16 protein-coding genes are annotated in these 18,685 nt (G+C 46.2%); 6 read left to right on the top strand and 10 right to left on the bottom strand.

Translation table 11 applies throughout. From position 1 onward, the window contains the following. Nucleotides 1-20: 20 nt before the first annotated feature. Nucleotides 21-1,721 carry a two-component system response regulator gene (locus ACFQ45_RS09575; protein WP_377367055.1) on the bottom strand — a complete coding sequence of 567 codons (1,701 nt, stop codon included), beginning with the start codon at nucleotides 1,719-1,721 and terminating at the stop codon, nucleotides 21-23. Between the two features lie 26 nt (nucleotides 1,722-1,747). Continuing rightward, on the bottom strand, nucleotides 1,748-3,562 hold the full coding sequence (locus tag ACFQ45_RS09580; protein ID WP_377367057.1) for a CHASE domain-containing protein: 1,815 nt from the start codon (nucleotides 3,560-3,562) through the stop codon (nucleotides 1,748-1,750). A 386-nt stretch (nucleotides 3,563-3,948) separates the two neighbouring features. On the opposite strand from ACFQ45_RS09580, the gene ACFQ45_RS09585 reads away from it, so the two are divergent. Then, nucleotides 3,949-4,242 carry an STAS domain-containing protein gene (locus ACFQ45_RS09585; protein ID WP_377367059.1) on the top strand — a complete coding sequence of 98 codons (294 nt, stop codon included), beginning with the start codon at nucleotides 3,949-3,951 and terminating at the stop codon, nucleotides 4,240-4,242. A gap of 59 nt (nucleotides 4,243-4,301) precedes the next feature. On the opposite strand, the gene ACFQ45_RS09590 is transcribed toward ACFQ45_RS09585, so the two are convergent. Continuing rightward, on the bottom strand, nucleotides 4,302-4,550 hold the full coding sequence (locus tag ACFQ45_RS09590; protein WP_377367061.1) for a hypothetical protein: 249 nt from the start codon (nucleotides 4,548-4,550) through the stop codon (nucleotides 4,302-4,304). A 326-nt stretch (nucleotides 4,551-4,876) separates the two neighbouring features. Between ACFQ45_RS09590 and ACFQ45_RS09595 the strand changes: the two genes are divergently transcribed. Beyond that, nucleotides 4,877-5,740, top strand: a complete 864-nt coding sequence (locus ACFQ45_RS09595; RefSeq protein WP_377367063.1) for an isocitrate lyase/PEP mutase family protein — start codon at nucleotides 4,877-4,879, stop codon at nucleotides 5,738-5,740. Nucleotides 5,741-5,839: 99 nt separating this feature from the next. On the opposite strand, the gene trbK is transcribed toward ACFQ45_RS09595, so the two are convergent. Both trbK and ACFQ45_RS09605 read right to left on the bottom strand, forming a co-directional pair. Further along, nucleotides 5,840-6,223, bottom strand: coding sequence for an entry exclusion lipoprotein TrbK (gene trbK / locus ACFQ45_RS09600; protein WP_377367065.1), 384 nt, complete (start codon nucleotides 6,221-6,223; stop codon nucleotides 5,840-5,842). Nucleotides 6,224-6,565: 342 nt separating this feature from the next. After that, entirely contained in the window at nucleotides 6,566-7,300 is a 735-nt protein-coding gene (locus ACFQ45_RS09605) for a dienelactone hydrolase family protein (protein WP_377367067.1), read from the bottom strand. Between the two features lie 226 nt (nucleotides 7,301-7,526). Here ACFQ45_RS09605 and ACFQ45_RS09610 point away from each other — a divergent pair, with 226 nt between their 5' ends. Further along, the gene (locus ACFQ45_RS09610) at nucleotides 7,527-7,958 is read left to right on the top strand and encodes a YajG family lipoprotein (protein WP_377367069.1); all 432 of its coding nucleotides are present in this window, start codon (nucleotides 7,527-7,529) and stop codon (nucleotides 7,956-7,958) included. On the opposite strand, the gene ACFQ45_RS09615 is transcribed toward ACFQ45_RS09610, so the two are convergent. From ACFQ45_RS09615 to ACFQ45_RS09625, 3 genes are read right to left on the bottom strand one after another with little or no spacing between them, the layout of a single operon-like run. Next, nucleotides 7,931-8,572, bottom strand: a complete 642-nt coding sequence (locus tag ACFQ45_RS09615; RefSeq protein ID WP_377367071.1) for an ATP-binding cassette domain-containing protein — start codon at nucleotides 8,570-8,572, stop codon at nucleotides 7,931-7,933. The two genes, ACFQ45_RS09610 and ACFQ45_RS09615, sit on opposite strands and share 28 nt — an antisense overlap. Continuing rightward, nucleotides 8,566-10,215 carry an ABC transporter permease gene (locus tag ACFQ45_RS09620; RefSeq protein WP_377367073.1) on the bottom strand — a complete coding sequence of 550 codons (1,650 nt, stop codon included), beginning with the start codon at nucleotides 10,213-10,215 and terminating at the stop codon, nucleotides 8,566-8,568. Before ACFQ45_RS09620 ends, ACFQ45_RS09615 begins: the two co-directional genes overlap by 7 nt. A 50-nt stretch (nucleotides 10,216-10,265) precedes the next feature. Further along, nucleotides 10,266-11,480 carry an ABC transporter substrate-binding protein gene (locus ACFQ45_RS09625; protein WP_377367075.1) on the bottom strand — a complete coding sequence of 405 codons (1,215 nt, stop codon included), beginning with the start codon at nucleotides 11,478-11,480 and terminating at the stop codon, nucleotides 10,266-10,268. A gap of 163 nt (nucleotides 11,481-11,643) precedes the next feature. Between ACFQ45_RS09625 and ACFQ45_RS09630 the strand changes: the two genes are divergently transcribed. From ACFQ45_RS09630 to ACFQ45_RS09640, 3 genes are read left to right on the top strand one after another with little or no spacing between them, the layout of a single operon-like run. After that, nucleotides 11,644-12,786: a succinylglutamate desuccinylase/aspartoacylase family protein gene (locus tag ACFQ45_RS09630; protein WP_377367077.1), complete on the top strand. Its 1,143-nt coding sequence runs from the start codon at nucleotides 11,644-11,646 to the stop codon at nucleotides 12,784-12,786. A 22-nt stretch (nucleotides 12,787-12,808) separates the two neighbouring features. After that, nucleotides 12,809-15,100, top strand: coding sequence for an ATP-dependent helicase (locus ACFQ45_RS09635; RefSeq protein WP_377367079.1), 2,292 nt, complete (start codon nucleotides 12,809-12,811; stop codon nucleotides 15,098-15,100). An 11-nt stretch (nucleotides 15,101-15,111) separates the two neighbouring features. Further along, nucleotides 15,112-16,074, top strand: a complete 963-nt coding sequence (locus ACFQ45_RS09640; RefSeq protein ID WP_377367081.1) for an isopenicillin N synthase family dioxygenase — start codon at nucleotides 15,112-15,114, stop codon at nucleotides 16,072-16,074. A 105-nt stretch (nucleotides 16,075-16,179) separates the two neighbouring features. Here ACFQ45_RS09640 and ACFQ45_RS09645 read toward each other — a convergent pair whose 3' ends face one another. Together ACFQ45_RS09645 and ACFQ45_RS09650 are read right to left on the bottom strand one after the other, a co-directional pair. After that, the gene (locus tag ACFQ45_RS09645) at nucleotides 16,180-16,944 is read right to left on the bottom strand and encodes a class II glutamine amidotransferase (protein WP_377367083.1); all 765 of its coding nucleotides are present in this window, start codon (nucleotides 16,942-16,944) and stop codon (nucleotides 16,180-16,182) included. A 60-nt stretch (nucleotides 16,945-17,004) separates the two neighbouring features. Further along, nucleotides 17,005-18,672, bottom strand: a complete 1,668-nt coding sequence (locus ACFQ45_RS09650) for a methyl-accepting chemotaxis protein (protein WP_377367085.1) — start codon at nucleotides 18,670-18,672, stop codon at nucleotides 17,005-17,007. Between the last annotated feature and the right edge of the window lie 13 nt (nucleotides 18,673-18,685).

Consider the following 18,685-nt stretch of genomic DNA (forward strand, 5'->3'; position numbering starts at 1 on the left):
GCGCATTTTGCGAGTGGTGATTAATGGGTTAGCCAGTTGTTTTTCAGTTCTTCAGCTGGCATGGGCTTTGCGAACAGGAAGCCTTGTAAGCGATCAACGTTTAGGGCCTTGCATGCTTCTTTCTGTTCTTGAGTTTCTATTCCTTCTGCAACGGTTTCATAACCAAGGGAGTGGGCAAAGGCACAAATAGCAGCCAGTAAACCAGAGTCTATTTCTCCAGGGTCTTGAACAAAGTACTTATCGATCTTTAAGATTTCAAATGGGAATTTTTTAAGTTGAGATAAGGAAGAATAACCCATCCCAAAATCATCTAGTGCGAGTCTGACCCCAGTTTTAGATAATTCATGGAGCATTTCAATGGCTTCAAAGCTATCTTCTAGGCTGCTTTCGGTAAGCTCCAATTCAATATACTTTCCTGCCAGTCCATAGGCTGCCATACAGTCAGCGAGATACTTCGCCAAGCCATTATCTTTGAGCTGTTTCGCAGAAAGGTTCACTGCGATGGTGAAAGTCACATTTTCTGCTTGCGGTAATTTGCTCCAGTAGCTGAATTGCTCACAGGCTTTATTAATGACCCAGCGACCAATGTCTACAATTAAATGGGACTCTTCCGCGAGGGGAATAAAATCATCAGGAAGAAGCAATCCACGCTGCTTATGCTCCCAGCGAATAAGAGCTTCCACTCCTACTAAACTTTCAGTCTTGGCATCAACTTGAGGTTGATAAAATAACTTAAATTCGTCTTGGTCAATTGCCAACTTGAGTTCATTCTCAAGCTCAATGCGTTTTTGCATTTTGGAGTGAAAATCGTGGGAGTAATATTGCACCTGATTTTTGCCTAGCTCTTTTGAGCGGTACATAGCAACATCGGCACACTTCATTAGTTCCACTGCAGTATCGGCACAATGGGGGTAGGAAGCAATCCCTACACTGACCGTTATTGAAAGAGATCGTCCCACTAGGGTGATAGGAGGCTTCATCGCGTCAATTATTCTATCGGACAATGCTCGTATTTTTTCTAATTGCTCCAGGTCACTTACTAAAATGGCAAATTCATCACCGCCTAATCGGCATAAGGTATCACTACTGCGAATGATGCCTTCTAAACGTTTAGCAACATCTTTCAGAAACTCATCACCCGCTTGATGGCCCAGAACATCGTTAATACGTTTAAAATTGTCGACATCTAAGAACAGCAAAGCGAGCTGGCTGTTATTACGCTTTGCTCTTTCAAGTTCACTGCTCAAGGTGGTGTCGAATACATGCCTATTTCGTAGACCTGTCAGTGTGTCGCGTTCAGCGAGTTCTCGTAATTGGTTGTTGCTTTTTTCCACCTGTTTTTCGAGGGTATTACGTTCAGACGCAATCAATATTGATCGTTTCAGGCGAGTAACTGACACTTCGCTTTTCATGATGAAGTCTTGTGCACCCGCTTCAATACATGAAAGTGCCAAAGCCTCATCATTACTATGACTTAACATAATAATGGCTGTGGAGTTGCCGAGACTGCCTCGGATTTCTCTTAATACTTCAATCCCGTTGGATGGGGGAATCTGATAATCCAGTAGAATGGCGTCATAATGCTTAGACAGTGCTTTCTGAATGCCTTCTGTCCCAGTGTCCGCCTGATCTATCTCTCCAGTATTCAGCCCCGCATTTTTTAATGTTCTAATGGCTGACATCCGATCGACAGCATCATCATCAATAATAAGAATATCCATGCTTCTCCAAAGCTACAAAGGCATTTCTACTTGTCTACATCGTCCATCTTCACTAACTCGACAGGCCAAGTAAAGAAGAAGCTAAGGCCACCCTTATCATTCTTCTGCATTTTGTAATCACACCCAAACCTTTCTAGTACTTTCTTAATTAGAGAAAGTCCTAATCCACTCCCTTCAACTTTATCCCGTGGCTTCAATGTATGGAAAAGCTCAAACACTTTCTCTTGATGCTCTTCTGGGATACCAGGGCCATCATCGGATACTTCAACTGAGGCCCAGTTTGAGTCAACGGATATGGATACCTTAATATGTCCTGTTTCTTTGTCGTGATGTTTCATTGAGTTGCTAATTAAATTACGCATCACCAGCTCGAACGGTGTAGAGAAAATTTTAATCTCTCTATTATCCATGTCCCCAGACAGCTCGAATTTGCCTTCATGATTTAGCAGATTGAAAACATCGAGTGTTAAATCCTTAGGCTTAATTATCTCTTGCTCTCCATCTTTTCTACCAACTCTAGAGTAGGCTAATAAATCATCCAATAAGCGCTCTAAACGCGCTATTCGACTCTTCATCAATGTAAGATGACCCTTTGTATCTTCAGGTAGGAGTTCGCCACTGTCTTCTTCTACCCAGGTGGCAAGTTGTTGGATGCCTCTCAAAGGCGCTTTCAAATCATGGGATGCTACAAAGGCAAACTGATCCAGCTCTGCGTTAGCTTCTTCTAAGTTCTGATTTTTCTCTTTTAGCGAATCACTCATAAACTCCAGCTCGTCGTTACGTTGCTTAAGCCTGTCAGTCACGCGATTAGCATATGCCACTGCATTGCGATTTGAGCGAGCCAAAATAAGGAAGATTGCCAATAACAATGAATCAATAATCAATCCCCCAACAAGAATTGTATAAGGTTGGGTATGACTTTGTTGTTCACGGAATACTGTTGTGGTCTGCAGGTTAAAACGCCATGGTCGACCATAAAGTTCAAGGGTTTCAGTGCGGGTAAATAGTGGGTCGGCATCTAAGTCATTAGAGTTAGAATTTAGCTCTGTATAAAGCAATGTTTCCTTATCATGAATGCTGAAGTTAATGAGACGATTCGCATTTTCCAATGTACCATCCATTAACTTATTCATAATGAAGGGGGCGTACACAAGCCCCATGAAATCATTATCATCCGAACCATATTCAGGGTAGCGCCTTGTGTCGTACCATGGCACATAAAATAGAAAGCCAGGCGTTCTTTGATCATCTTGAACTAATGTGATGGGGGCGGTGATACTGGCTTCTCCCGTATCTCTTGCCTTTTTCGCTGCAGTATATCGGTTGTTCTCATGGGCCATATCTAACCCAACTGCTTTTAAGTTGGTATCTTGAGGTTCAATGTAAGTAATCGGCCAATATTCATTAACACTATGTTCTGGGTGGGTCCGATATTCCGGCATGGTTTCTCTTTGCCATGCAAGATAGGTAGAAAGTTTGTCGGGTGGAACATAGTGAATGACACCAATACCGTTGATGCCTGGAAAACGCTCATCAATTTCAAGGTTCTGTTCAAACTTTCTCCAGTCGTCTCTCGTCGCAGAGGTGGGCAGCATTTTTAATGCAGCGGTGCCAGCTCGTAAAGCTTCTTCGTAACGCACCATGCGCTCTTTCACTAGCTCTATTATTTGCTGTGATTGGAATTCAAACTGACTTTCCATCTTGAGCTGGACTTGCTTTTCAGAGATGTAATAAGCACCAAACGTTAGCATCAATGATAAAAAAATGACTACCCAGTGATACCAATGTAACCCTTTAGGGGAGCTGAGTTCTTTATCTACATCTTGATCAAAAGCATTCATAAGAATCCCAATTATTCTCTTAATATCAATAAAATATAGAGTTCCCTCAGGTATTACTCAAGATTTCCGATAGACATAACGCGATAAAAAATGTCTTTAGCAGATTGGATTGTCGGCGCCGAAATGAATGGCTTTAGCATCTGAATGTAACGGGATGTAATCCAATGTTAAAAATGAGTCGTAATACAGTAATATATACTTTTATGCTGCCGACTTGATTCCAGTTGATAGATGGTGTGAAAAGCCATAAACAATGAGCTTTTTAAAGGTAAAGCCTCTTGCTAAATGTTGCGAAATGTTAAAAATGGTAGTTGTTCGTTTTTTGAACGTTCATTTGTGTGTCATTAGTGGTGGGCCTAGTGCCCCAATGATGTGGAGTCTGTGAGATGATCAATTCGGTGATGATTCCGTTACCAGAAAAGTTCACCTTTGACTCGTACACTTGGTTCGAAGAGCAGTGTGCGCAAGTCATAGCCGACTCAGGGAAGGTCGAATTGGTGTGTAATCGTGTTAGTTACCTGGATTCAGCTGCATTAGGGATGATCGCTTATTTGCACAAACGAATGGACGCGCTAGGAAAAGGAAAGATTGTGGTGCGAGAGCCGTCTTCTTATTGTGAAGATATTTTCCGCTCAGCAAATATGTATCAACATTATATTGAAGCAGCACCCAATAGATAGAAACCAAGATCAATCAGGGCAGTAATGCCCTGATTGATGGCCTTTATAAAACGATCTTACTAGTGCTTAGAGCGAATGCGTTCTAATACACGGTTATTTGTGTGCATCATGAACTTATCTTTATTCAGACCGCTGACTAATTGCAGGGGCTGACCGTCGAATGTTTGGTAGGATGAGCGAGTAGTAAAACGGCGTTGGCCGGACGCTCCTTCTTGTTCTGATGTTGTTTTAGTTACTTCAACCACCAGAAACTCAGCATGGGTGACCGGATCGCAATACTTTCCGAGTAGTGTTTCTGTCTTTCTCATGATGAACTCCTCAAGCTGTGATAATTGGAATATAAGAGAAAAGCCTCTTATAAGCTTTGTCACACGTCACGTTTGGCAACGGGGTTGTTACCCTATACAAGTTATTGACAGAATGGAAGCATTTAGAAAATCCTGACCAAATGGATAACCACTATTGATGTGGTTAATTTTCAACATAAGCGGCGAAAAAGGGCTTTTGGAGCTTTGGTTCACGGCATTTAGGTGACGCTTCGTGGTTAAGTTAGATAAAATAACGTCATTCATAAACTTTGCTTTTCATCTGTTAATTCAATGCAGATGCTTAGATTTTCGTCAGGAGTATTGGAATGGCTACCCCTTCCCAACATGACCTTCGTAAGGACTTTCGCGCACTGTTAGACAGTGATCAGTGTTATTACACCGCATCGACATTTGATCCGATGTCAGCTCGTATCGCAGAGGACCTAGGGTTTGAAGTGGGGATTCTGGGTGGCTCAGTGGCTTCTTTGCAGGTCTTGGCGGCGCCAGATTTTGCGTTAATCACCCTGAGTGAATTTGTAGAGCAGGCCACTCGTATTGGTCGTGTGGCGCGTCTGCCTATTATTGCGGATGCTGACCATGGTTACGGCAACGCCTTGAATGTGATGCGCACCATTACTGAGTTAGAACGTGCTGGTGTGGCAGCGTTAACCATCGAGGATACCTTGTTGCCCGCTAAGTTTGGACACAAGTCGACCGACTTGATTCCTCTAGACGAGGCTGTTGGCAAAATCGAAGCAGCTTTAGAGGCTCGTATAGATCCGACCATGGCAATCATCGCACGTACTAACGCAGGGCAGTTGACTACGGAACAGACGATTGAGCGTGCTTTGGCTTACCAAGCGGCAGGTGCAGATGGTATCTGTATGGTGGGCGTGAAAGACTTCGATCATTTAGAAGCCATTTCTAAGCATGTCACGGTGCCTCTTATGTTAGTGGCATACGGTAATCCAGAATTAGCAGATAAAGAGCGCTTAGCCAAAAATGGTGTTCGTATTGTTGTAAATGGTCATGCGGCTTATTTTGCTGCGATTAAAGCCACATATGATTGTTTACGTGAGCAACGTAATATTGCGGAAGGTAAACTAAATGCGTCTGAGTTGTCTGAGCGTTATTCAACCCTTGATGAAAGTCGTGAATGGGCGCGTCGCTTTATGGAAGTGAAAGAATAATCTATTAAATACAGATTTAAAAATTAAACATAAATAAGCCGGCATTGATTGCCGGCTTATTTGTTTCTACAAGCGGGGAACTGTAGAAAAGAGCAGCGCTTAGTTTGTTGCTGAATCCATTTCGTCTTCTGCTGCATCTGCGCCGTCTTCCATGGCGTCAGCAGTATCGTCATACATGTCTTCTGCTGTGTCTGCTGCGGAGTCGTACATGTCTTCTGCTGCGTCAACACCGTCGTCGTACATTTCCTCTGCTTTATCCGCGCCTTGTTCCATTAGGTTAGAGGCTTTTTCCTTGCCTTGCTCCATGCGGTAGTCAAAACACTCATCAGAAAACTTGTCACGGGTTTCACTATCTTCAATTTGATTAATTGAAGTTTGCGTACAGTTTTGATCATTTACTTGAGGCATCTTTTCACTACATGCAGTCGTAAATGCGGCAACCATCATTAAGCCTACAAGGTATTTTGGTTTGATAGTGTTCATGTCGCTTCCCTTTTAAATTGTCATAAGTGAATTTTTAGTACTTAAAATTAATCCATTAATAAATCAGCGCATTTTATTAACTTAAATAACCCGTTTCCAATTTAGATTTAATTTAAGTTTATGGGCTTTTGCTGTGTCCTTAAGCTTGGGAGTAATTGTTAAGGTTCGAGTTAAAATGATCAATTCAGTTTTCTGTAAACATTTTTTTTTCAGAAATTCATCCAGAATTGTCAGTAGAGTAATTGGAAATGTAAAGATGTAGGCTTAGCAAGGCTTAGAGTCTGGTTTTATAACTAAAAAAGCCCTGTTTAACAGGGCTTTTTTAAATAGTAGCTTTGCAGTTTATAGGGTGCGTCTAAATTGATCGACGGCCATTTTATAACATTCTAAAACCAGTTCGGGATCAAATCGGTCTCCTTCATCACGCATAAAAGCATGTTGGGCGTTAAATTCATGCCATGTGAAGTTTCGCTCCGTATCGATCAGTTTTTGATAGATCTTTTGGCGACCCTCTGTAGGGACGTGGGGGTCTTGTTTGCCCCAAATCATAGTGATCTCACCTTGAATATCTTGAGTTCGGCTAAAGGAGTCGTTGCCTTCATCGCAAGGTAAGGTATTGGAGTGAATGTCTGTTGCGTATAGGCAGAAGGAAGACAAAATTCGTGGGTTCAACGCTGCGCGATAGGCCAAGTGGCCGCCAATGCATACTCCCATAGCGCCAAATGTGCCAGAGCAGTAGCTCTGTTGTTCAAAGAACTCAATCATGGCAACTGTATCACTGTCATGGTGTTCTAGGGGCTTGGTGAATTTGTCTTCGTTGCCTTTGTCTTTGCCTGCGTCATCGTAGGCTAATACGGTACCGATAGGGTTCAATTCATGGAAAACTTCTGGCACCACGGTCACAAACCCATGACCAGCCAAGATTTTTGCTGTGCGCTCAATCGGTGCTGTGATCTGAAATATCTCTGAATAGAAGATTACGCAAGGGAACTCGCCGTCTGCCTGAGGTCGATAGACTTGGCAGCGCATAGGGCCAGTTGGGGTGGTCAGCTCGACAACGTTTTGTTGGATGATCATAAGACTCCTTGAGTAGGCTTAATTAGGCGATTTTTTATAGTGTTTCTATTAGGTGAATGATTATCCGGTATATACGTTAAAGAGAAAACACTTGTCGTTAAATCAACAGGGTTGAGGTGGCCTAAGCGTGTTAAGAATAGGGAAATATGTGAACTATCAGGGGCTAGCGTTGTTGTTAAAATTCAATTCAACTATAACTAATGACAAGCTAATCGGAGGTAACTATATGAATAAGCTAAAAATTTTAAGTGGTATCGGTGCGGCTTTTATATTGTCTGCCTGTGCTTCCAGCTCACATGTGGTGACTGGGACTGAGCGTCCTGCGGTTGATCCCACTGAGGTCACTGTGTATTCCGAAGCGCCTAAGCGTGATTATGAAGTGATCGCAACGGTCACCGCTTCCAGTAGTCGTGGCTTTTCACAACAGGGTCGCGTGGATGCTGCCACAGAAGAGTTAGTAGAAGAGGCGGCAAAACTGGGTGCAAATGGCGTCATTATCAAAGGTGCGAATGGGACCGGGGGTGTTAGCACTGGGGTTTCAACAGGGATCTCTGGAGGCTCAAGGGGCTTTTCCAGCGGCCTTGGTACTAGCTTCACCATTCATTCTGCCGACCTGAGCGGTACGGCTATTTATGTGTTGGATGCACCAGACAAATAGCAGGTTTGAAAGGCCATGGCGCGGGCATCATCCTCGTCATGGGTCACAAGAATCGCTGGGATCTGGTGTGTGCAGACGGCCTTCATAACCAACTCACGCATGTCTTGTCGCAGAGCCTTGTCCAATTTGCTAAAGGGCTCATCTAACAACAAAGCCTGTGGCTTGGCGCTCAAGGTTCTGATTAATGCCAAGCGCGCTTGTTGCCCTCCTGAGAGTTGCTCCGGAAGTTTATTTTCATGCTGCTCTAACCCTACGCTTGCTAACGCCGCCTTGGCTTGTTCCCGTCGTAAAGATTTACTGACTTCTCTCGGTATGGCGAACAAAACATTTTCCATCACACTAAGGTGAGGGAACAGCAGGGGGGCTTGTTGTAAAAGTCCAAGTCGTCGCTGTTCAGTGGCGACTTGTGTGAGTTCAGTGTGGTCCAGTGTGACTGATCCGCTGCCCTGTATTTCGGGTGCTAGGGTGCCAGACACATAGGCTAATAGGCTGGATTTACCCACGCCACTTGGCCCCATTACGGCTAATACCTTTCCTGCACTGATTTCGGCACTAAAGTCTTTAATCAGATATTCGTTATTCAATGTCAGAGACACATTCGACAGAGTTAACACAAGCGTTTCCTTAAAGAGAGTCGTACAGGTGTCCAGTATTTTGGGATCACCATGGCCATTAAAAAGACCATTAACGGTAATAGGGATTGTACTAAGGCTAACACGCTCACCAGCTTGCGATCGCCACTGGCAGCGCGAGACACGGCTTCCGTGGTAAGGGTGGTAATACGGCCTTCTCCTGCCATCAATGTGGGTAAGTACTGGGCGATACTGACCGAAAAACCGATGGCAAAAGTGGCCCACAGAGGGGCTTTTAACATGGCTAACTTGATGTCCACATAATTACGCAAAGGTGTTTGACGTAAGCGATTGGCTTGTTCAACGTAGCGTTGATCATAAGCCAGATAAGGGCCTTTTAAAGTTAAGTACACATAGGGCGCTACATACAAAGTATGAAGCGCTACCACGCTCCACCAAGTGCCATGGAGGTTTAGCCACAATAAACCTACTTGTACCCCAAATAGAAGCGTGATTTGCGGCAAAATTATCGGCACATACATGAGTTTGTCGACCAGGTGCCCAAAGGCCTTTTTAGCGTGAGATCGCTCTAAAAATACCAGAGTGATGGCAAGGGCCAGTGTGGTTGAGACGAGCGCTAAGGACAAAGATTGCCCACCGAGTTCAATCAATGAACGGCTGGCTCTGGTGACATTGTCACTGGTCCAAGTGTTGGGCAAGCTATCAGGAAAGCGCCAGCGACGCGTAAAGGCCCAGAGGGGCAGTATCAACAGAGTGAGCAGGGAAAGGGCGAGGGTAATATAGGCTCCTGCCGTACCCACATGAGTGATCAACTGTGTCTCGCTGCGGCGTTTGCCCACTAGAGATTGACGATGGCGCAGGGCAATCATTGATTTTGCTAAGCCATGCCAAACCAGCATAGTGATCACGACTGCCAGAGCTAAAACAATGGCTGCAGCACTGGCGATACCTCCCATTGCTAGAGAAGGGTCATTAAACCAGCGTAGTAGCGTCACAGCCAAGGTTGAAGGGGTATTGGGGCCAATAATCATAGCCACATCCACCACGGTTAAATTGAATGCCAGCACAATAAAAATCGGTAAGCGAATTAAGGGATAGAGCCGTGGTAAGACAATAAAATGCCAAGCAGTGGTACGTTGGTACCCCAGTAAACGAGCGGTATCAATGTGCTGATTAGGTTGCAATTGTGTGACCGCCGCTAATAGAGCAAATAATAGATAAGGCATTTCTTTGATGACGAGCGCGAGGATCAGAGAAATGCCAAAAGGGTCTTGGGTGGTCAGTAAATTTGGTGGTCGGTCCCATCCTGTCAACCATGGGCTGAACCAACGTGCTAACCAGCCTGAGGGGGCAAGAAGGAACAACAGCCCAATGGTCATGGCAGCATGGGGGATGGATAAGATCGGCGTAATAAACGACTGTAGACGTTGAAACCATGGCCTGTGATAGCAGGACACCAGCAGGCTGGAGGCGAACCAATAGGCCAATAGGGTCGCCAAGAATCCTGAGCTAATGCTGAGCCATAACCCAGACCAAAACTCTGGTTCTAGCCCTAATGCATGCCAGTGGGAGAGGTTAAGTGCATAGCGTCCAAAAGCAGGTTCTACGCCAAAGCTGGGCAACAAGACACCTGTGACACCGACCAATATGGGAGTGCAGAGCACTCCCAGTAAGATCCAAGATAACCTTTTTACAATAGAAGGAAGACGCGCCATTAGTTAGCGTAGCGGCTACGCCATTCTTTCTCTAAGGCTTCCATCCAAGAGCTGTGAGGCTCTGGTAAGGTGGTACCGAGTTCTTCGATTGAGAGTGTCGCAATACCGCTTGGTAACTGGTCAAACAATTGTTGCTGATCATTACTTAGTTTGTTGTAGTCCAACACACTCAAGTCCCCCCAAACGGTGGGATTTTGTTTATAGGCTTGCGCTTCAGGGGACAGTAGGAAGTTAGCCACTACCTGAGCTCCTTCCGTGGCGCCTGAGTTGTAAGGAATGGCAACAAAGTGAGTGTTGCCGATGGTGCCATGGGTGAATACATAGGAGCGCACAGTCTCTGGCAAATTACCTTGATCAATCTGCACCGTAGCGGCAGAGACATCAAAGCTCAACGCCACGTCAATTTCCCCGTCATCAAGCAAGCGCATCATTTCCTCTGCTGAGGAAGGGAATACTTCACCACTGCGCCATGCGACGTCATGTAATTGATCTAAGTAGTCCCACAAGGGTTGTGTGACCTTATCGAAATCAATGGTATTCACTGGCTGTAACAAAGCAGCTTTGTGGGGTGTTAGCTCGTGAAGCGCTTGTTTTAAAAAGGTGGAACCTAGGAACTGAGGAGGTTCAGGGTAACTGATGCGACCGGGGTGTGCCTTAGCGTAGGCCAGTAGCTGCCCCATGGATTTAGGGGGTTGACTAAGTTGCGCCGTGTCATACATAAAGATCACTTGGGCCATGCCCCAAGGAGATTCCATGCCATCCACCGCAGTACCGAAATCTTGGGTCAAGCTTTGTCGCGCTTCAGGGTTCACATAGGCTTTGTAATTAGGTAAGTCGTTTGCGAACGGGCCGTAAAGAAGGCCGTTGTCTTTCATGGCACGGAAGTTCTCACCGTTAATCCAGATGAGGTCAATGGAACCATCAGAGGATTTACCGGCGGTTTTCTCCGCTAGAACGCGGTTAACGGCATCGGCTGTGTCGGTTAATTTTACGTGCTCAAGGTCAATATTGTATTTAGCTTCTACTTGATCCGCGACCCACTGAATATAGCCATTAATATTGTCTGCTCCCCCCCATGCATTCCAGTAAACGGTTTGGCCATTGGCTGCATTGACCGTGTCAGTCCAGTCTTGGTTAGCGGCTTGGGTGTATAAGGGGAGACTCATACCTAGTGTTATTAGGCAGATTGAGTTGAGGGTATTAAAGGTTTTCATCCTAGCTCCTATGGTCGACGTCTCAGGGTTAGACGGGCAGAAATTCTTTTTCTTACAAGGATTTATTTTTTATTCGAAAGCGCTTTTAGCGTACCATGTCGTTCCAATAATTACTTCGTAAAAACGACTGTTCGGAATTACGCATTAAGGGAAAGTTTAGATCATGAGTTACCAGATATATTCCCATACTCTTCCGAGTGCCACCCCTGGCACTCAGCGCATAGTTAAGGCTCATCATTTTGGCACGCCAGGGGCTCGGCCAAAGATTTACCTGCAGGCGGGCTTACATGCGGATGAGTGGCCGGGGTTTTTGGTACTCAATACCTTGATTAAAAAACTCAAGATCGCGCAAGAGAAGGATCTCATCGAGGGTGAGGTGATCGTGGTGCCTGTGGCTAATCCCATTGGTCTAGGACAAAACTTCCATGGTTACATCCCCGGCCGCTTTGCTTTCTCTGATGGGGGCGGCAACTTCAATCGCAATTGGCCGAAGCTCGGAGACAAGGTAGCTCGCGTGGTAAATGATCAGATCTCGGGGGACATAGAAGCCAATGTGACCCTCGTGCGTCAGGCTATTCGTCATGAGCTGGCTAACTTGCCTGAGTTGACTGAGTTACAAGGGTTACGCAAAACCTTGCTAGCACTGTCAATGGATGCCGATGAAGTGCTTGATCTTCATTGTTCTGGTGAGGCCTGCATGCACGCTTATGTGGCCCAAGAGTTTGAGGACTACTTTCGTCCGTTACTGGGTTTACTCGAGGCAGACGTGGCCCTGTCAGAATTGGACACCGGAGTGCAGTCTTTCGATGAGACCAATGTGTCTGTCTGGCGACAATTAAAGTCCCATTATGCCCACTTGATGCCTTGGGGCTGTCGCTCCTTAACCCTTGAGCTTCGTGGCGAAAATGATATCTCCCATGAGCTGGCAGAAAAAGACGCCGAGGCGCTGTATCAGTATTTGATTTATCGGGGTGTGATTGAGGGTAAAACGCCTAAAATCGATGATTCTAAAGTGACCTATTATCCACTCGATGCGATGGATTTGGTGAAAGCCCCTGTCGCAGGCATTGCATGCTTCCATAAAGCCCTAGGGGAACAAGTGGAAGCCGGTGAGGTGATCGGTGAAGTGGTTGACCTCATGTGTGACGATGTTGAAAACAGTGCCCATCCCCTTGTGGCCCGTGCAAATGGCGTGTTCTTTGCGCGCTTTCAACGTCGTCTCGTGGTCTGCGGTGAGTCACTGGCTAAAATCGCCGGCCGCGAACATCTTGCTTTCCGGGAAATCGGCCACCTGTTTGAAGACTAATTACTTAGATTGATACCGTTTGATGTCCAACCTGTTTAACTACTCTTACACCACTGAACAACAGGCGGTGATAGAACATCCTCTCGACCAGCACGCAAAGGTGATCGCGGTCGCTGGGGCGGGCAAAAGCACCACTCTCATAGGGCGTATCCAATACCTGATTGACCAAGGCGTATCGCCGGAGAAGATTGGCGTATTTATGTTCAATAAAAGCGCCCAAGAAGAATTTACGGAGCGCTTAAAGCTGTCCCAACAAGGGCGCGGCAGCGCCCGCTTACCACAAGTAATGACCTTTCATGCTTTTGGTATGCGCTTATGCAAGCGCTTAGAGCAGCGTAATATTTTGCCTGAAGCCCGCTTGATCACAGATGAATTCTCGTTGATCAAGCTCATTAGAGAGGCTCGCCAGCGATTACAGCGTAAAGATGTCGACTTGGTAATCCAAGATGAACGGGACTGGTTAGAAGACTTCTTGCTGTTTGTAGACCAAGTGAAAGCCGCCAGTATCAGCCCGACAGAAGTGTATGAAGAGGGTGGTTGGTCCCGTGAATGTCGTTACTTCCCTAATCTATATGACCAACTTGAGAATTTGCGCCGTCAATCTAAGATGCGCTTTTTCTCTGATTTATTGTCTGACCCTTATGCCTTGATCGATAACTCTGATGAAGCACAGCGTCATTACATCCGCACTCTGGTACCTGAATATGACTTTCTTTTGATTGATGAATTTCAAGACATCAATCCATGTCAGTACGAACTGCTGAAGGCTCTATATGGTTCTGCTGCACGATGGATGATCGTGGGAGATGTGCAACAGTGTATTTATGAGTGGCGTGGGGCGTCACCGCAAATCATGGCCCAGCAGTATGATGATGACTTTCCAAACGTAGCGTCTTACCCGTTAGCCTGTAGCTTTAGATTTGGTCATAGCGTTGGCATGATGGCCACCTGTGTGGTGTCCCAGAATCAGACGGAACAAATGGTGATAGGCCAAGGGGCGGCCACAGAGATTGATTTCGCCCAATCTAGTTTACCTGGCCAAGCCCTGATGCGTGAGTTAAAACGTTGGCATGAAGCCGGTGAAAGCCTAGAAAGCAGCGCAGTCTTGGTGCGTTTGTACAGTGATATGGTGCCAGTGCAGCTCGCTCTGATGCATAAAGGAGTGCCTTATCAACTGCATGGGGACTCTCCTTTACTGGATAATCGGCAAATTCGCATGCTAATGGCCTACTTGGCTGTAATGGCGGGTGGTCTGCAAAATCCTTCTATCTTTTATGATCCGGCGGACATCGAATATTTGGTCACTATCCCTAATGTGACCAATGTGGCAGCAGAGCGCAGTCGGCTTTTAACCCAAGCTCGTCAAGCCCCACATCTGATTCCTGATTTGCTGGTGGCCCTTTCAGAGCAAAAAGAAGGCTGGAAAGGCAAGAAAATCGCCGAACGTGCCGACTGGTTGCGAAGTCTAACTCTGTATAACAAAACCCCAGAGCAAGGTTTGTTGGCCACCATCGATAAACTGGGGATCTATCGTTACTTTGAAAATACCAGTAGCAAGGATATTCAAACCCAAGAAAAGATCGCCACTTGCGAAGCTTTTTTGAGTTATGTTCGAGGCGTGGCTAGCGATGCAGGTACGATTATTGCACAATTGGTCAAACTTAATGAGCAGGACTCCCAACACACCCATGGGGTGCACCTTATGACCATTCACAAGGCCAAGGGCCTAGAGTTTGATCTGGTGATGATGTCTGGCTTACAGGAAGGGCGGTTTCCTTATTATGACGAGGATTTAAGTGGCATTGACCGTCAAGCGGCGGCGCAAATGCAAGCGGAACGCCGTTTGTTTTATGTGGCCATGACCCGTGCGCGTAAGCGTTTGGTGTTTTTGGAAAGCCCGAGCGGCGAAGACATCAAACTACTGCAGGCGGGTAACATACGCTCCCAACTGGCGCGACAAGGAAGCTTGTCTCGCTTTGTGTTTGAGGCTCAGCCCACTGTTGTGCAAAAGGTATTTGACCGGAGCCGAGGTGCAGAGCCTTTAAATGCCCAGTTAGCCAGCCATTTAGAGCGTTATCAGCGGCAGGCGGAAGGTGTTCCTGAGGTAACCTTTAATGCGCCTAAGGCCCTACGGGGTGGGTTGAAGCCTGGAGATAAAGTGCGCCACGATCAATATGGACAAGGTGTGGTGGTTCGCCAAGAGATGGATGGCAAACAGATGATTTATGTGGATTTCGCGGAAGCAGGTCTAAAGCGCTTTAATCCCAAACATACCAAGCTAGTACATCTAGCATCACGACAAAATGAAGACTGATCGGAGCAACAATGGGCATTCCATTAATTGATTTCTCTAAGCTAACGAGTTCGGACACTGGTATTCGTGCTGAGCAAATACAACTGCTTGATAAAGCTTGTCGAGAAATCGGCTTTTTTTACCTTATTAATACTGATATTGATCAAGCCTTGGTTAAGCGCATGATGTCCGCGGCGAAGCGTTTTTTTGCTCAGCCTACGGCAGATAAGGTTAAAATTGACATTAAAAACAGCGTTAACCACCGTGGATACGGCGGTGTCGGTGAAGAGCAGTTAGACGAAGTCCATAAGGCCGATTGGAAAGAAACGTTTGATATGGCTTTGGATTTACCAGCAGATCATCCATTGGCACAAAAATACCCAAAAATGTATGGGCCGAATCAGAATCCAACAGATCCTGTGGTGATGGAAACCCTGCATGATTACTATGTGACGGCCTTTGGTGTCTCTCAGGATCTACTGAAAGCCATGGCGGAAGCTCTGCAGTTGGAAGCCGATTTCTTTAGCCGTTGCTTTACGGATCATGTGACCGTACTGCGCATGATCCATTACCCACCACGTCCAAGTATTGAACATGATAATGGCGCTGGCGCCCATACCGACTATGGCTGTGTGACTTTGCTATTACAAGATGACATTGGTGGTCTGGAAGTGAAACACCGTAATGGGGAGTGGGTGCAAGCAACACCGATGGAAGGTGCTCTAGTGGTTAACATTGGTGATCTTATGCAACGCTGGACTAATGATGAGTATGTGTCCACGGCACACCGAGTTCGTGCCTCTGAAACAGGTGTACACCGTTACTCCTTCCCATTCTTTGTTGAACCAGATTACGAAACCAATGTGGCCTGTGTGCCTACATGCCAAAGTTCTACGTCACCCGCTAAATACGCACCTATTTTGAGTGGTGATTGGATCCAGTCCCGTTTCGATGCGACCTACGCTTACCGTGACGCGGAAAAAGTGGACACTTAATCTCCTATCACGGGTAAAGTAACACTGGCAAAGTCACAATAAAAATGCGCCCAATGAGGCGCATTTTTTTATAGGGCGATTTTTTGCGGGTGAGTATGGCGCTTGTTAAAACATGGCCTCGCTACGAAAGGTCAGGTCTTCAATGGTCATAATATGGCCTGGTTGAACTTGTTCCCAGCCATCCCCAGACAAGTCCAGTGGCTCCGAGCCGACCACAACATGTTCTGCGAAACGTTTGTAGTACAAAGAGGGAGCGTGTTCATCACTGGAAAAGCGCACTGCCCACATTTTGCTGCCATGGGAGAGTATGCTGGTAAAACGTAGGGGGTCTGTGATGCCTTTGGTGTGCATCATGTCTAAAATTTGGTTCAAAGTGGTTTCAATGGCCACTTTAGGATCACGCTCTAAACCGTTCGCAACCATCATCAAAAAGATGGCTTCTGAATCCGTGCCGCCGCGGCGGTGACCATAGAGCTCTTCAGGGATGCAGCGTTCAATTTGCCAACGTAGCTCATCGTATTGACCTACTTGGCCATTGTGCATAAACAACCACTCGTTATAACTAAATGGATGGCAATTTGACCGTGCAGTGGAGGCTCCCGTGGAGGCGCGTACATGGGCAAAGAAGAGTCCACTCTTAATATGACGAGCCAGACTTTTTAGATTGCAGTCGCTCCAAGCTGGGAGGATTTCATGATACAGGCCTGGTTCTTCTCGCTCATCGTACCAACCCAAACCAAAGCCATCCGCATTGACGGTGACTTCTGATTTACGAGCACTCAGGCTTTGGTGAATCAGTGAGTGGTCCGGTTGAAACAGTAATTCTTCTAAATAGACTGGCTTGCCTTTATAGGCCATCCAACGGCACATAGGAACTCCTAAGATTGAGCAGAAGTAGAAGCCCGCAGGAGTCTGCGGGCTGAATATCGATTACACCTTAAAGTAGCTGATTTTGCTAGATAGGGAGGTGGCAAGAGACGCCAATTGATCCGCACGACCACTGATAGCGTTGATGGACTCGTTAGTACGTTCAGCAATATCCGTGATGGTGTCAACGTTGCGGCGGACTTCCGTCGTGACAGCAGCTTGTTCTTCTGCTGTGGTCGAAATCAGATCGTTCATTTCACGAATCTGTGAAATAGCAATGGTGATATTAGACAGGGTCGCACCTTCCTCACGAACTTGATTCACCGCTTCGGTAGAGCGTTCGTGGCTAGCTTTCATGGCACGTACTGCTTCCGTAGTGCCAGATTGAAGTTGCTGGATCATGGTTTCAATCTGTTGTGTGGCATTCTGGGTGTTTTGTGCCAAGTGTCGTACTTCGTCTGCCACCACGGCAAAACCTCGACCTTGTTCACCGGCGCGGGCAGCCTCAATGGCCGCGTTTAAGGCCAATAGATTGGTTTGTTCTGCAATCCCTAGAATGACATTCAAGATATTATTGATCTCATCGGTGCTTTGTTTTAACTCTAATATGGTGTTAGAGGAGCCACTAATTTCCGTGGCTAAAGACTCAATAGTACGGATGGTTGATTCCACAATACGGGTGCTGTCTTCTGCCGCTGACTCTGCAGAGTGGGCTGCCTGACTAGCTTCCGTTGTGGACTCAGAGACATGTACAGCAGTACCTTGGATTTCATGGATGGCACTGGAAATTTGAGCGGTTTCCGCACGTTGCTGACCTACCATTGTGGCTGAGTCATTAGTGATTCGGTTTAGATCGTGTGCTGCATCTGTCAGAGCATGGCTGGACTTAGACACGTCTTCTAAAATGCCAGAAAGCTGATCCACGAGTCGGTCAAAGGCCATCTCTAAAGAACCGATTTCATCCTTACGAGTAGTGGGTTTGTCTTTGCGTGTCAGGGTGCCTGCTGCGATTTCTTCCGCACGTTTTACAACGTTGCGAAGCGGGCCTGCGATGCCATTGATGATCATGATACTGAAGACAATTCCTACCGCCACAAGAACTGCCGCTAAACCAAAGTTCGCGTACAGTGCTTGATCTAGCTTAGCGCCTTGTGCTGCAGAGACCTGCTCGCTGTAGGCATCGATGGTGGTAATGATCTCTTCCATTTTGTTGTTGATTACAACTAGGTTTTCATCTGCAGCTTTGCGAGCTTTGTTGGCTTGCATGGTTTTGAGTTTGATCCACCAGTCGTAGGTCTCTGTGCTGGCAGATAGGAAGTCAGACTGCACGGTTTCCAGTTCGCTGATTTGCGACACCAGTGTATCAAGCAGCTCATTGGCTGGTAGGGCGGTTAACGTGTTTTTTACGGCTTCTAAGCTATTCTTTAACTCTGATGAGTAGGTTTGAAAGTTGTTGGCAGATTCTTCGATCAGCTCAACCCCATAGCCACCCATGGATTTGGCAATAGATACCTGGAAAAAACCGCGTTCAAATTCTACGCTTTGCTTAAGTAAGAGTTGACGTGCTTTCTCTAAGTTTTTAACCAATTCTAAGCTTTGTGTGGACACTGCTTGGAGATCTTTTGATACGGATTTGCTGGTTAGTGCAGAGTTCGCTGTGGTGGCGAGTATGACTAATGTAAACAGCAATACGAGGGAGAGGATTTTCGTTCTGACTGACAAACTTCTCATATAGACACCTAGT

The organism is Rhodanobacter aciditrophus, assembly GCF_042679525.1.
GTDB lineage: Bacteria > Pseudomonadota > Gammaproteobacteria > Pseudomonadales > Marinomonadaceae > Marinomonas > Marinomonas aciditrophus.

What these genes read in the sequence shown, in the direction of transcription:
- ACFQ45_RS09595 (WP_377367063.1), top strand. Translation starts at nt 4,877, where the DNA reads ATGGCTACCCCTTCCCAACATGACCTTCGTAAGGACTTTCGCGCACTG.
- trbK (WP_377367065.1), bottom strand. Translation starts at nt 6,223, where the DNA reads ATGAACACTATCAAACCAAAATACCTTGTAGGCTTAATGATGGTTGCC.
- ACFQ45_RS09575 (WP_377367055.1), bottom strand. Translation starts at nt 1,721, where the DNA reads ATGGATATTCTTATTATTGATGATGATGCTGTCGATCGGATGTCAGCC.
- ACFQ45_RS09625 (WP_377367075.1), bottom strand. Translation starts at nt 11,480, where the DNA reads ATGAAAACCTTTAATACCCTCAACTCAATCTGCCTAATAACACTAGGT.
- ACFQ45_RS09640 (WP_377367081.1), top strand. Translation starts at nt 15,112, where the DNA reads ATGGGCATTCCATTAATTGATTTCTCTAAGCTAACGAGTTCGGACACT.
- ACFQ45_RS09605 (WP_377367067.1), bottom strand. Translation starts at nt 7,300, where the DNA reads ATGATCATCCAACAAAACGTTGTCGAGCTGACCACCCCAACTGGCCCT.
- ACFQ45_RS09580 (WP_377367057.1), bottom strand. Translation starts at nt 3,562, where the DNA reads ATGAATGCTTTTGATCAAGATGTAGATAAAGAACTCAGCTCCCCTAAA.
- ACFQ45_RS09585 (WP_377367059.1), top strand. Translation starts at nt 3,949, where the DNA reads ATGATCAATTCGGTGATGATTCCGTTACCAGAAAAGTTCACCTTTGAC.
- ACFQ45_RS09630 (WP_377367077.1), top strand. Translation starts at nt 11,644, where the DNA reads ATGAGTTACCAGATATATTCCCATACTCTTCCGAGTGCCACCCCTGGC.
- ACFQ45_RS09650 (WP_377367085.1), bottom strand. Translation starts at nt 18,672, where the DNA reads ATGAGAAGTTTGTCAGTCAGAACGAAAATCCTCTCCCTCGTATTGCTG.
- ACFQ45_RS09635 (WP_377367079.1), top strand. Translation starts at nt 12,809, where the DNA reads ATGTCCAACCTGTTTAACTACTCTTACACCACTGAACAACAGGCGGTG.
- ACFQ45_RS09610 (WP_377367069.1), top strand. Translation starts at nt 7,527, where the DNA reads ATGAATAAGCTAAAAATTTTAAGTGGTATCGGTGCGGCTTTTATATTG.
- ACFQ45_RS09590 (WP_377367061.1), bottom strand. Translation starts at nt 4,550, where the DNA reads ATGAGAAAGACAGAAACACTACTCGGAAAGTATTGCGATCCGGTCACC.
- ACFQ45_RS09645 (WP_377367083.1), bottom strand. Translation starts at nt 16,944, where the DNA reads ATGTGCCGTTGGATGGCCTATAAAGGCAAGCCAGTCTATTTAGAAGAA.